The 13,336-nt window shown below is 75.1% G+C and carries 9 protein-coding genes and 1 riboswitch; of the genes, 2 read left to right on the top strand and 7 right to left on the bottom strand.

From position 1 onward, the window contains the following. Positions 1–185 precede the first annotated feature (185 nt). Entirely contained in the window at positions 186–998 is an 813-nt protein-coding gene (locus VE546_RS23865; RefSeq protein ID WP_414720561.1) for a transglycosylase SLT domain-containing protein, read from the bottom strand. Between the two features lie 4 nt (positions 999–1,002). After that, positions 1,003–1,185, bottom strand: a riboswitch (cyclic di-AMP (ydaO/yuaA leader). Positions 1,186–1,816: 631 nt separating this feature from the next. Between VE546_RS23865 and VE546_RS23860 the strand changes: the two genes are divergently transcribed. Continuing rightward, entirely contained in the window at positions 1,817–2,620 is an 804-nt protein-coding gene (locus VE546_RS23860; protein WP_324925721.1) for an SAM-dependent methyltransferase, read from the top strand. A gap of 353 nt (positions 2,621–2,973) precedes the next feature. Here VE546_RS23860 and VE546_RS23855 read toward each other — a convergent pair whose 3' ends face one another. Both VE546_RS23855 and VE546_RS23850 read right to left on the bottom strand, forming a co-directional pair. Further along, positions 2,974–4,536 (bottom strand): sodium:solute symporter family protein, encoded by a 1,563-nt coding sequence (locus VE546_RS23855; protein ID WP_324925719.1) that lies wholly within the window; start codon positions 4,534–4,536, stop codon positions 2,974–2,976. Between the two features lie 173 nt (positions 4,537–4,709). Further along, on the bottom strand, positions 4,710–5,675 hold the full coding sequence (locus tag VE546_RS23850; RefSeq protein ID WP_324925717.1) for a 5-dehydro-4-deoxyglucarate dehydratase: 966 nt from the start codon (positions 5,673–5,675) through the stop codon (positions 4,710–4,712). A gap of 297 nt (positions 5,676–5,972) precedes the next feature. On the opposite strand from VE546_RS23850, the gene VE546_RS23845 reads away from it, so the two are divergent. Then, positions 5,973–6,815, top strand: a complete 843-nt coding sequence (locus VE546_RS23845; protein WP_324925715.1) for an NAD(P)-dependent oxidoreductase — start codon at positions 5,973–5,975, stop codon at positions 6,813–6,815. A 74-nt stretch (positions 6,816–6,889) separates the two neighbouring features. Here the strand turns inward: VE546_RS23845 and VE546_RS23840 are convergent, their stop codons facing one another. The 4 genes from VE546_RS23840 to VE546_RS23825 form a co-directional block, all read right to left on the bottom strand. Further along, entirely contained in the window at positions 6,890–7,669 is a 780-nt protein-coding gene (locus VE546_RS23840) for an ABC transporter ATP-binding protein (RefSeq protein WP_414720560.1), read from the bottom strand. Positions 7,670–7,697: 28 nt separating this feature from the next. Further along, the gene (locus tag VE546_RS23835; RefSeq protein WP_324925713.1) at positions 7,698–8,648 is read right to left on the bottom strand and encodes an ABC transporter ATP-binding protein; all 951 of its coding nucleotides are present in this window, start codon (positions 8,646–8,648) and stop codon (positions 7,698–7,700) included. After that, positions 8,645–11,473, bottom strand: coding sequence for an ABC transporter permease (locus tag VE546_RS23830; RefSeq protein WP_324925711.1), 2,829 nt, complete (start codon positions 11,471–11,473; stop codon positions 8,645–8,647). Before VE546_RS23830 ends, VE546_RS23835 begins: the two co-directional genes overlap by 4 nt. A 1-nt stretch (position 11,474) precedes the next feature. After that, positions 11,475–13,336: FtsX-like permease family protein (locus VE546_RS23825; RefSeq protein ID WP_324925709.1), on the bottom strand; the 1,862-nt coding region annotated here is incomplete at its 5' end.

Below are 13,336 nucleotides of genomic sequence, written 5' to 3'. Positions count from 1 at the left end.
CAGGAGGTGTCCCTGGGCTATCCGCGGGAGTGGCTGCGGCGGGCGGGCGTCCCCGGCGGGCCGCGGGAGGTCGTCCTCCCCCGGACGCACTCCGGGGGCACGGCCTGAGCGGCGGGCGGGTGCCCCGGCGGACGCGGCGGGGCCGCGGGGCCGGGTGCCCCGCGGTCCCGGGCGTTCGGGACGGCTCAGTAGGGGCCGTTGACGTTGTCGATCGATCCGTAGCGGTCGGCGGCGTAGTTGCAGGCCGCGACGATGTTGGCCACCGGGTCGTACTGGCTCTTCGCCGTGCCGGGGACGTGGTAGGCGTCGAAGGTCGGCTTGATCACCTGGAGCAGGCCGATGGAGGGGGTGCCGCGCCGGGCGTTGGCGTCCCAGGTGTTGACGGCGTTCGGGTTGCCGCCCGACTCCCTCATGACGTTGCGGTGGATGCCCTCGTAGGTGCCGGGGATGCCGTTGGCCCGCATGATGTCCAGGGCCTCGCGGATCCAGCCGTCCAGGTTGTCCGGGTAGGACCGCGGGGCGGCGCTCCGGGAGGAGTCCGCGGAGGACTGCGCGGCGGCCGGCCGGGCCGCCGTCCGGTCCGCGTCTCGGCTCGGCCGCTCGCCGCCGGACCGCTCGGTGGCGAGGGTGAGCTTCTGGCCGGGGAAGATCAGGTCGGGGTCGTCGCCCACGGTCTCCCGGTTGGCCTCGTAGACCGCCGCCCAGCCGCCCTCGATGCCGTGGCCGGTGGCGATCCCGTGCAGCGTGTCACCGCTGACGACGGTGTAGGAGTCCGCGGCGGCGGGCTTCCGCTCCGCCGTGGCTCCGGTCTTGGCACCGGCCTTGGCCTCGGCCTTGGGCTCCGCCTGTACGGCGGGTACGGGAGTCGCGTTCGCGCTGCCCGCGGCGAGCAGCGGAGCGGCCACGCCCGCACCGCCGGCCGTGAGGGCCAGGGAAATGCGGGAGAATTGACGGGGAATCAGGGATGTGCGCGGACGTCGGTGGCGACCACGAGACATGGGGGTGTCCTCTCCTACGCCTGCGAGGTTAGCTGTCGGATTCGGGCTGGAGTTGCCCGGCCATGTCCCGCCGCGTCAGGGGACGTCGGGAAATGGCTTCACCCCAAGCCGGGCTCGCGGAATGCGCGGCACGGCACGTATTCGGTTTCCCCGCTCCTGCCGCGTCCGGATACCGCCTCTCCGCCGGCCGGGCGGCAGGACTCGGCGTTCCGGCGGCGGAGCCTCCGTCAGGGGGACGGAGGCCAGGTCACATAAACACAACCCATTCACGAAGGCAAGACTTGGTAAAGCCGGCGCGGCCGCCCTTCGTCACCGAGCCGGAAAATCCGGCCACGGTGCGCACCGGATCTCCTCCCGCTCCCGGAAGTCCGGAAACTCCCCAGGGCGAGTCAGAACGCCGTGGAACTCGGGAAATCGGGGACGCAGCAAAAAGGCGATCTTTGCGGCGGACACCGGCGGGCACGGAGATGTGATTCCCGGCACACCGGCCGCGGGTTCCTCCCCACACCATCCCATTCCTAACCCAACAGATTTCTCCGGCAAAGCACCACCAAAAGGCACGCTCCGGGACCATTTCCGGCGTATTCCCCGCCCCGTCGGCGGATACCGCACCGGGCCGGACGGACGGCGACCGGGCCGGCGCACCGACGGGCGGGAACAAGTCCGTTGAACAGGAAGGCAGTTGGCGTTCTCGTTCTTCTGATCGGCCGTCTGTTCTCTGATAACTTCGGAATCCGCCGCACCGGCCCGGCCGCGGCGGCCGTCCGGCCTCGCCCGCGTCACGCCGGCCCTCTCCTCGCGCACGAACAGGAGCCCCCATGACCGACTCCGCGGCCGCCGACCGCCCCGCCATCGACACGAGCGTGCCGCACTCGGCCCGGATCTGGAACTACTGGCTGGGCGGCAAGAACTACTACGAGGTCGACCGGATCGCCGGGGACGAGTACCGCGAGACCTTTCCCGGCATCGTGGACATGGCCCGCGCCTCGCGGGGCTTCCTCGTCCGCGCCGTGACCCACCTGGCCGGTGAGGCGGGCGTCCGCCAGTTCCTGGACATCGGCACCGGTCTGCCGACCGCCGACAACACCCACGAGGTCGCCCAGCGCGTCGCCCCCGAGGCGCGGATCGTCTACGTCGACAACGACCCCCTGGTGCTGGCGCACGCCCGCGCCCTGCTCACCTCCACTCCCGAAGGGGTCACCCAGTACATCGACGCCGACGTCCGCCGGCCCGACGCCATCCTGGCCCAGGCGGCGCAGACCCTGGACCTCGACGAGCCCGTCGCGCTGATGCTGATGGGCATACTCGGCCACATCCCCGACTACGCCGAGGCCCGCTCGATCGTGGAGCGGCTGCTGGAGGCCCTGCCGTCGGGCAGCCACCTGGTGCTCTACGACGGCACCGACACCGACGAGGCGCTGGCCAAGGCGCAGCAGAACTACGACGAGGGAGGCTCGGAGCCGTACCGGCTGCGCAGTCCCGAGCAGATCGCCGGCTTCTTCGACGGTCTGGAACTGCTCGACCCCGGCGTGGTGTCCACCTCCCGGTGGCGCCCCGAGGAGACCTCCGCCGGGCTGCCCGCCGAGGTGAAGACGTACGGCGGCGTGGGCCGCAAGCCGTAGGGGGCCGCGCGGGCGCGCCCTCTCCGGCCCGCGGCCGGGTCAGCGGGCGGCCGGCTCGTACGCCGCTCCAGTGGGCACCTCCCCGGGGCCGCCGCGGCGGATCGGGGTGCATGCGCTCGGCAGCGGGGTCCATCAGCCGCCGCACCGGTCGCAGCAGCGGCACGTCGGACTCGGCGTGGTCGTGGGTCGGCACGCACAGCGCCGTACGGCCGTCGACCCGCATCGACGGCAGGTAGCGGTGCGGCCGGTCGACGGTTGCGCGGAGGCGCCCGCCGGCGGGGCCCGGCGGACCGCCTCCCCGTGCCGGGACCGTGGCCCCGGCACGGGGAGAGGCGCGGACGCCGCCGTCCGGCTCAGCGGGTGACGACCGTGTCCGCCACGGCCGCGCCGTCGGAGGCGGGCGGGTCGTCGAGCAGCTTCTTCTCCAGGGCGATCCGTTCGGCCTCCGTCGGGTCGCTGCCGAGGGAGTCGATCAGGGTGTCGCGCGCCGCGCTGCCCTCGGGCCGCACCAGCCCGACGACGACGTACAGCACCAGGGAGGTGAGCACCGGCAGGCCGACGTTCACGGTCTGGGTGGCGTCCTCCACGCCCCAGTAGAGGTACGCCCAGACCGCCAGGCCGCCGGCCCAGGAGACGAGCGCCGCGAGCGGGCCGTGGCGCCGGAACCAGGGCAGCAGGCCGAGCATCAGCGGGATGGAGATCGGTCCCATGGTGGCGGCGACGATGCTCACCACGACGGTCATGATGAAGCCGTCCGGGTCGGCGAAGAGGGCGAAGGACATGCTGACCGTGACGAAGGCGACCGTGGTGATCCGCGCGAACAGCAGTTGTCCGGCCTGCGTCAGCCGCCGTACGCGCGGGACGAGCACCGGGGCGAGGTCGCGGGTGATGACGGCGGTGATGACGTTGGAGTCGGAGGCGACCATGGCCATGGTGTGGGAGAAGAACCCGGCCAGGAGCAGTCCGATGATGCCCGCGGGCAGCAGTTCCTGGGCGAGCCGGATGTAGGACTCCTCGCCGTTGTCGATGCCGGGCACGACGAGCGGGGCGGCGATCATCGGCACGAAGAGGATGAACGGCCACACGATCCACAGGAAGCTGGAGAGCAGCGCGGACTTCCTGGCGCGGGAGCCGGAGGGCGCGGCCATGTAGCGCTGCGCCAGGTTCCACATGCCGCCGTTGTACTCGAAGGTCTTCACCAGCAGGAACGCCATGACCAGCCCGGTGGTGACCGGACCGCTGACCGGGTCGCCGTGGCCGTCCGGCAGGTCGCCCCACATCGTCCAGAGCGTGGCCACGCCGTCGAGGTGGGCGAAGAGCGCGAAGAGCATCGCGAATCCGGCGACGCCCTGGATGACGAACTGGCCGAAGTCGGTGAGGACATCGGCCCACAGGCCGCCGAAGGCCATGTAGCACATGGTGCAGATGCCGGTCAGGGTGATGCCCCACACCAGCGGGATGTCGGCGAAGCCCTGGAGGAGCAGGGCGATGGCGACCCACTTGGCGGCGATGTCGACGACCTTGAGGACGGCACCGCTGTAGGCGAGGACCTGCTGGGTGGGCAGGTCGTAGCGGACGGCGAGGTAGGCGAGCGGCGAGTTCACGCCGTGCTTGGCGCGCAGCCGGTTCCAGCGGGCGGCGAAGAGGAAGGCGCCGACGCCGATGCCGAGCCCGATGGTGAGGGGCCACCAGAAGTAGACGGTGACGCCGTGGTCGTACGCGACGGCCGCGAAGGTCACGAACATGATCGCGCTGTAGCCGGACATGTGGTGCGAGATGCCGGAGAGCCACCACGGTATGCGGCCACGGGCCGTGAAGAAGTCGGCGATGGTGTGGATGCGCTTCCTCGACCAGAGGCCGATGCCTAACATCACGAGGAAGTAAGCACCCAGAACGATCCAGTCCAGTGTGGCCACAACAGCTCCCTGCTTTCACATATGTGAACTACCATCAGGGCTATGAATGGGTGCCGTCACAGTAGAAGCGCCTCAGGGGGGCGTCAATACGCGGGAAACACCGTCGTGCAAAGGATCGGGAAGACAACTGCCCCGGCGGCCCCGTTCAAAGTCGTGAACAGGACCCTGCCGCCTCAGGCGCCGTGCGGGCGCTCCCCGTCCGCCCGGGCGTCCTCCGCCAGCAGGGCGAGCCCGCGCTCGACGAGGGCGGCCAGTTCCTCGACGTGCGCGGCGGCCGGCTCGCTCAGCGGCGGCCGCACCCCGCCCACGTCCAGGCCGCGCAGCCGCACACCGGCCTTGACGAGCGAGACCGCGTAGCCGCGCCCCTTGTCCCGCAGCTCCACCAGGGGGCGGTAGAACCCGTCCAGCAGGCGGCGCACCGTCGCCTCGTCGCCTCCGGCGAGGGCCCGGTGGAAGGCGACGGCGATCTCCGGGACGAAGCAGAAGGCGGCCGAGGAGTAGAGGGTGACCCCGATGCCCCGGTAGGCGGGGCTGGTGAGTTCGGCGGTGGGCAGCCCGTTGAAGTACAGGAACTCCCCGCCGGGTTCCGCGGTGCGCACGGCGCTGACGATCCGCTGCATCAGGTCCAGGTCCCCGACCCCGTCCTTCAGCCCGACGATCCTGGGGTGCCGGGCGAGTTGGGCCACGGTCGCGGGAGCGAGGACGGCGTTGTCCCGCTGGTAGACGACGACGTCCAGCCCGGTGGCGTCGGCGAGGGCGGTGTAGTGCCTGCGCAGCCCCTCCTGGTCGGGCACGACCAGGTAGGGGGGCAGGGCGAGCAGGCCGTCGGCGCCCTCCTCCTCCGCGGCACGGGCGTACTGGACGGCGAGGGCGGTGCCGTAGCCGGCGCCCGCGACCACCGGCACCCTCCCCGCGGCCTCCGCCACCGCGGCCGAGACGCACGCGCGGAACTCCTCCGGTGTCAGGGCGTGGAACTCGCCGGTGCCGCAGCAGGCGAAGACGGCGGCGGCGCCGGCGTCGATGCCGCCCCGCACATGCGCACGGAAGGTGTCGAGGTCGACGGAGCCGTCCGGCCCGTACGCGGTGACGGGGAAGAAGAGCAGGCCGTCGAGGCGAGCGGCGAGAAGGGACGAGGTCACGGCACTCCCTGGGCGTGCGGCACGGCGTGGAATACACAGTGCTGACCGATGTTTACATTTATGAACATGGCCACGGTAGGGCAGCACTCTGGCACGGTCAAGGAATCCGTCCCGCGGAACCCGCCGTCAACGGCTGGAACAGGACACGGAGCGACTCCTCCGCGAACCCTTGACGGCGCTCCGAAGACTCCTTAGCGTCCCCACAGATGTGAATTCCGTCCACGCATACGACCTCCGCGGAGTATGCGCGCCGGACCGTACCGGTCCCCTTCTTCTTCCGCACCGAGGAGATCGCCCATGCCCGTTCCCCGTACCGTCCTGCTCACCGGCGCCGCGGGCGGCCTCGGCACCCTGATGCGGTCGCTGCTGCCCTCCTACGGGTATGCCCTGCGGCTCTTCGACGTCGCCCCCGTCCGGCCGCTCCCCGGGGCGGAGGGGCGGCCGGAGGGCGCCGGGGAGGAGGTGATCACCGCCGACCTCGCGGACCGGGCGGCGGTGCGCGAGGCCGTGCGGGGCGTGGACGCCGTCCTCCACCTCGCCGGGATCTCCCTCGAAGCCTCCTTCGAGAAGATCCTGCGGGCGAACATCGAGGGCACCTACCACCTCTACGAGGCGGTCCGCGAGGAGGGCGTCGGACGCGTCGTCTTCGCCTCCAGCAACCACGTCGTCGGCTACACCCCGCGCCCGCGCGAGGGGGATCCGCTGATCCCCGTCGACACCCCCCGCCGCCCCGACACCTTCTACGGCCTGTCCAAGTCGTTCGGCGAGGACCTGGCCCAGCTCTACTGGGACCGGCACGGCATCGAGACCGTCTCCGTCCGCATCGGCTCCTGCTTCCCCGAGCCCACCACGGTGCGGATGCTCTCGGTGTGGATGAGCCCGGCCGACGGCGCCCGGCTCTTCCACGCCGCGCTGACCGCCGAGGGGGTCGGCCACACCGTCGTCTACGGCTCCTCGGCCAACACCCGGCTGTGGTGGGACCTCTCCTCGGCGCGGGCCCTGGGCTACGAACCGCAGGACGACTCCGAGCCGTACGCGGCGAAACTCATCGCCGAACAGGGCGAACTCGACCCGGACAACCCGGAACACGCCTGCCTGGGCGGCCACTTCACCACCAACCCGCCGATCTGGCCGCACTGACGCCGCACCGGCGCCGCACCGGCACGGCGCCGGCGGTCCCCGCCCGGTGCGCCCCGGCCGCGGCGGGGCCCTCCTCACCGTTCCCGGGCGGGGACCGGCGGCGCGCCGTCCCCGGCCACCCGACCGTCCCGCAGTTCGAACACCCGGTCCGCGCGCTCCAGCACCTCGCCGTCGTGCGTGGTCATCAGGACGGTGCCGCCCTCGGCGTCCACCACGGCCCGCAGCAGGTCCATCACCCGCTCGCGGTTCCGCGCGTCCAACTGGCCCGTCGGCTCGTCCGCGATCAGCAGTGCCGGCCGGTTGGCCAGCGCGCGGGCGATCGCCACCCGCTGCTGCTGGCCGCCGGAGAGTTCCCCGGGCCGCTGCGCGGCGTGCTCCCGCAGGCCGACGAGGGAGAGCAGGAGGTCCACCCGCTCCTCGCGTTCGCGCCAGGGGACCCGGCGCAGCCGCAGCGGGACGCCCACGTTCTCGGCCGCGGTCAGGGTGGGGATGAGGCCGAAGGTCTGGAAGACGAACCCGATGCGGTCGCGGCGGAGGGCCAGCAGCCGCCTCTCGCCGAGCCCGGCCAGGTCGGCGCCGTCCACCACGACCCGGCCGGCGTCGGGCCGGTCCAGGCCGCCGATCAGGTTCAGCAGCGTCGTCTTCCCCGCGCCGGACCGCCCCCGGACGGCCACGAGTTCGCCCCGGGGGACCTCGAAGGTCACGCCGCGCAGGGCGGGCACGGCCGCCGGCCCGCTGCCGTAGGTGCGGGCCAGGTCCCGGACGGCGACCATCGCCCGTGCTCCCGTGCACCCCTCCCCGCCCCGTGCGGGCGCCCCGGCGCCGGCCGGCGGCGTCTTCGGCGTGTCCGGCATGTCGCCCCCCTTCCGCGCGGCCGTCCCCCTACGCGTCATGGGAGTCGTCCCGGTGGACGGTGATGTGGTCCGGTTGCAGTGCGACCCGGGCCCGGTCGCGGATCGCGAGCCTCTCGGTGAACTCGGCCGGCAGTTGCAGACGGCCGGCCCGGTCGACCGTGACGTACTCCTGGGCCACGACGACCTCGTCCCCCCGCTCGTCGCGTGCCGCGCGGCGCAGCACCTCCGAGGACGTCCGTCCGTCGCGGATGGAGACCGTGCGGCGGACGGCCGAGGCCACCGACGCGTCGTGCGTGACGACCAGGACGGTGGTGCCCAGGTGCTCGTTCACCGTCCGCAGGGCCGTGAGGATCTCGTCCGCCGCCTGCGAGTCCAGTTCGCCGGTCGGTTCGTCCGCCAGGAGCAGCGCGGGGGCGTTGGCCAGCGCCACGGCGATGGCCGCGCGCTGCTGCTCGCCTCCCGACATCCTCTCCGGCACGCGGTCGTGGCAGTGGCCGACGCCGAGCAGGTCCAGCAGGTCCCGCACCCGGGCGGCCCGCTGCCGCCGCGGTATCCGGCCGCCGCCCAGTTGCATCGGCAGGGAGACGTTCTGGGCCGCCGTGAGGAAGGGCAGCAGGTTGCGGGCCGCCTGCTGCCAGACGAACCCCACCACCTCACGCCGGTAGCGCAGCCGGGCGGCCGCGTCCATCGCCACCAGGTCGAAACCGGCGACCGCGGCGGCGCCCGCCGACGGCGTGTCGAGTCCGGCCAGGACGTTCAGCAGCGTGGACTTGCCGCTGCCGGACGCCCCGACGAGTGCCGTCAACTCCCCCTCCCCGACCAGCAGATCGAGCCCCTGCAGGGCCTGGACCTCGACACCGTCCGCGGTGAAGATGCGCACCAGCCGGTCGCAGACGACCAGCGCGTCCCGTCCGGAGCCGCCGTGTGCGGCGCGGTGCTCCGGCGCGGCCGGGCCCGCCGGCGCCGTCGATCGCCTCATTCCCGCTCCCCCGTCCTCAACCGGTTCCCCTCGTCGCGCACGTCGCGCGCGCCGCTCAGCCAGGCTTGCACGGCCACGACCCCGCAGGCCAGGGCGAGCAGGGCCAGCGGAGGCCACACCAGCGCCCCCGCGTCGGGCGTCAGCACCGCGCGTACGGCCTGCCCGCCGGAGGCACGGGCCTGCGCGGTGAAGGCCAGGGGCGTCAGGTCCACGCCGGGACGCAGCAGCGACACGGCCGCGAGGGCGGTCCCCGCACCGCCCAGCACGCCGAGCGCCACCGGGGGAAGCGTCTCGGCCCCCACCAGGGCACGGCCCTGGCCCCGGCCCAGTCCCAGCGTCCGCAGCCGTGCCAGGACCGTCCGGCGCTCCGGCGCCGATCCCAGCAGCGACAGCAGCAGCGCGAGCGCGCCGTAGCCGGCGCCGGCGGCGACGGCGGCCCCGTAGACCCGCCGGGTGCCGTCCTGCAGCGGGCCGGCGCCGTAGCCGGCCTCCGTGCGGGAGCGCAGGGTCACCGTGAGGTCCTCCGCGGCGCCGCGGGCCTCGGCCGTCAGGGCACGGCCGTCGAGCCCGGAGCCGCTCACCAGCAGCACGGTGGGGCGCGACGTGTCGCCGCCGCGCTCCGCGCGGGCCGCCGCGGTCAGCGCGTCGGCCGACACGACGGCGAACTCCCCCGGGACGGCGGGGGTCTCACCGCGGACGGCGACGGCACGGATGCGCGCGGGACCGCGGTCGGCCTCGACGAGGACCGTCCCGTCGCCGAGTTCCTCGGCCAGCCCCGGCGAGACGACCGCGGGGAGCGGACCGCCGCCCGGGGCGCGGTCCAGCGCCGCGGCGGGGAAGGGCGCGCCGCCGTCGAGGCCGGTCCGGTCGGCCAGGCGCGCGTAGGAACGCGGTTCGACGGCGAGCAGCGTGAAGGGCCGTGATGTGACGCCGCTCAGGATCCGTCCCTCCTCGCGCCGCACGGCGGTCGTGTCGCTCACCCCCGCCACCCGGCGGATCCGCTCCTCCAGTCCGCCGGGCAGCGTGGTCGCCGCCTCCACCCGCGCGTCGGCGCCGACCTCCACCACCGCGGCCCGGGCGCGGGCGGCGGCGGCGCCGGCCAGCACCGAGCCGCCGAACGAGGTCACGGTCAGCGCCACCAGCACGGCCAGCAGCGGCAGTACGGAGACGGACGGGGCGCGGCCGAGACGGGCCAGCGCGAGCGGGACGACGACTCCCCGCAGCCGGACCGCCGGACGTGCCAGCAGCCGCAGCGGCAGCGGGTACGCCCGCAGCAGCACCAGCGCGGCCACCACCGCCAGCAGCACCGGCACGGCCGCGGTCAGCGGATCGGCCTCGGCCGTGCCGCGCCGCCGCAGGGCGACCAGCCCGCCCACCGCCAGTGCGACGACCGTGAGTTCCACGACCGTACGGCGCCGGGACGGGCGCGCGGCGGCGACGTCGTCACGGACGGGCGGACGCGGCCGGCGGTGGGCCGCCGCCGCCAGCACGGGCAGCGTCAGACACGCCGGTACGGCCGCCGCCGCGCCCAGCGCCAGCGACGCCGCGCTCCGCGGGGCCGGCACCCACCACAGGGCGCACGCGGTGCCCACCGCGGCGGCGGGGACCGCGACGGCCGCCGTCTCCCCCAGCAGGCGGAGCCCGATGCCGGGCAGGCTCCCGCCCCGGGCGCGCAGCAGTGCCAGCTCCGCCCGCCGGCCGGCGGCCGCCAGCGCTCCGGCCATCACCAGGACCACCGCGGCGGCGGCGCCGACGCCGACGGCGGCGATCAGGACGAGCGACCGGGCGGTGCGGCGCTCCCCGTCGAAGGCGTCGAGCAGCACGACGAGGCCGTCGGCGGCCACCTCGGGGTCGGCCACGGGCGAGCGGTCCCGCACCCGCACCGCGTCCGGGCCGGTGGTCAGGGAGGCCAGCGCCGACCGCAGCGCGGGGACGTCCGCCGCCGTGAGGGCGCCGGTGCGCACCGGGTGGTGCCAGAAGGCCACGGCGCCGCCGTCGCAGCGCGGCAGCACCGCGCGGGCGCCGCTGTCGATCAGCGCGGAGAAGTGCCAGTACCGCGGGGGAGGGACCTGGTCGGACACGGTCCGCAGGCTGGGTTCCAGCAGGTCGGGCTGGGCCCTCCAGTGGGCGGCGTCGCGGTCGCGGGGGGCGACGAGTCCGCTGACGCGCACCGTCATCCGCCTGCCGGTGACGTCCGGGAAGCGGACGGTGGAGCCGACCGTGAGGTTCATGACCTCCGCGGTGCGGGTGGTGACCACGGCTTCGACGGTGTCGTCGCGGACGTCCGGCGACGGCGGGCGGCCGGAGACCAGCCGCACGTGCTCGTCCTCGGCCAGCGGCTGGGTGAGGAGGGTCAGGTGCGGGTCCAGACCCGACGGCCGGGACAGGCCGCGGCCGGACACCGGTACCGGGGTGCTGGTGCGGATCCCGGCCACGGTCTCGTCCCGGTCCAGTGCCAGCGGCGGGCGGGCGGCGTCCCGCAGCACCCGCACGGCGGCCCGGAGCTCCGCCGGGGAGGGGACGGGCACCCGGTCGGTCCCGGGCGCCGCCCCCGGCAGGACGTCCGCGGTGACCGTGACGCCGCGCTGGTCCGGCGGTGTCCCGGCGAGCGCGTGCCGCAGCGCGCCGTTCTCGTGGGCCTCGACCTGCCGCGGTACGGCGGCCGCCAGGAACGCGGTCACCGCGACCAGCAGGCCCAGGGCCAGGGCACCGCCCGCCGACGCCCGCAGCCGGGTGCGGACCCAGGGCGCGGCCGTTCCCCCCGGCGCACGGGGGGTGCCGTCCGCGGTCGTCCGGGCCGTCCCCGGCCGCCTGGTCGTCGCCATGTCACTCCTTCGGCATCCGCAGTGCGGCGGCGGGGTGCCCGCGACGCGCGGCGACGGCCGCGGACACCACCGCCGGCACGGCCACCACGACGGCCGCCAGGGCGGCGGCGAGGCCGGCGGGGAAGACCACGCTCACGCCGGGCTCGGGAGGGGACGCCGCCGGGGTCACCGTGGTCAGCGGCACGACGAGGTGGGTCAGCACGACCCCCAGCGGCGCCCCCAGACCGACGGCCGCGACCACCAGGAGGCCCTGTTCGGCGGCGGTCGCGGCGACGATCCGCACCCGGGGGGCGCCCAGGGCGCGCAGGACGGCGTTGTCGTCGGCGCGTTCGCGCAGGGACCCGACCGTGACCACCGCGAACCCGGCCGCGGCGAGGACGGCTGCGGTGAGCGCGACGGCCGGCAGCGACGAGCGGGGGCCGGCCCCCAGCGGATCGGTGGCCAGTTCCCGGGCCCGTTCGTCCCGGACGAGCACCGAGGCGCCGTCCGGTCCGGCGCGCAGGGCCCCGGCCGCCCGCCCGGCCTGTCCCGGCTCGGCGGCCAGCCACCACTCGCCGGGTTGCAGCGGTGGGGCGGACCGGGCCAGCAGGGCGTCCTCCAGGGCGCCGAGGTCCATCAGCAGGGCTCCTCCCCCAGTGTCTCCCCCGGCGTCCGCACCGTTCAGGGGTGTGGTGGGCAGGCCGCGCACCGCGCCGGTGATGCGCACCTCCACGGTGGTGCCGGCGAGGTCGACGGTGGTCGTGTCGCCCACCCCGGTCCCGTTGGCCCGCAGGAAGGCGTCGGTGGCGACGGCCGCGGGCCGCGGGCGGGAGGCGTCGGCGGCGTACAGGGTCAGCTCGCCGCGGTTGGGGTCGCGGTCCGGCGCGGGGGGTGGTTCCGCCCCGCTGCCGTAGCGCACGTCGAGCGCGTTCCCGCCGCGGGCCGGGTCGGTGGTGCGGGCGCGGGCCTCCGTGTAGCCCCGGTCCGGTGCGTGCCGGAAGCCGGGGTCCTCGATCCGTGCCCGTGCCTTCCAGGCCGCGTCCGCGGGCACGTCCACCGCGGCCGTGCCGCCGTCCCCGGTCACGGCCCGCAGCCCGGTGACGGTCAGCCGCAGGTCCAGGGGGTGGCGCGGCAGGGGGTGACCGGCCGTCAGGCGCGTCAGGCGCAGGGGTGCGGCGGGGGCGCCCGCGGGGCCGGCCGCGTCCGCGAAGTCCGCCTCCAGCACGTGGGGTTCGCCGTCGGCCGGCAGGTCGCCCAGGGCGAACGCGTGGGGCACGCCGTACCGGTCCTCGACGACGGCGCTCAGCTCCTCCCGCAGCCCGCCGGCGCCGTCCCGGCCGCCGTCGCCACCGGCGGCCCGCAGCCGGACGGTGACGCGCAACTGCCGGGTGCCGACGGGCAGGAGCAGGCCGGAGCGCTGCCGGAACCCGGAGTGCAGCGGCGCGAACAGCGTCTGTGCGGGGCGGTCCGCGAGGTCCCCGCGCAGCCGTACGATGCCGGCCGCCCGGGTGGTGTCCATGGCCAGCACGGTCGCCGGGCGGCCCGCGGGCAGCACCACCCGCTCGCGTACCACGGGCGTGAGCGAGGCGATTCCGGGCACCTCGCCGTACGCGCCGCCCCGCCCGAACCGGGGGATCTCTCCCCCGGTGACCCGCAGGTCGGCGCCCACGGCGTAGTCGGCCTGGTCCCGCTGCGACCGGTCCCAGCTCGCGCCCTGCCCGGCGGCGAGCGTGGCCGTGGCCGTGGCCAGGACGCCCAGCAGCAGGGGCCCCGCGAAACGTCCGGTGCGCCGCGACAGTTGCCAGTGGGCGCAGGCCAGGACGATTCCCCGGCCGCGGTCGGCCGCCCACCGGGTGGCCGCCACCGCCGGCGGCAGCAGACGGA

It is taken from the genome of Streptomyces sp. (assembly GCF_035644915.1).
Lineage (GTDB): Bacteria > Actinomycetota > Actinomycetes > Streptomycetales > Streptomycetaceae > Streptomyces.
The sequence above is the reverse complement of the archived record's forward strand: the minus strand, read 5'-3'. Positions and strand labels throughout refer to the sequence as shown.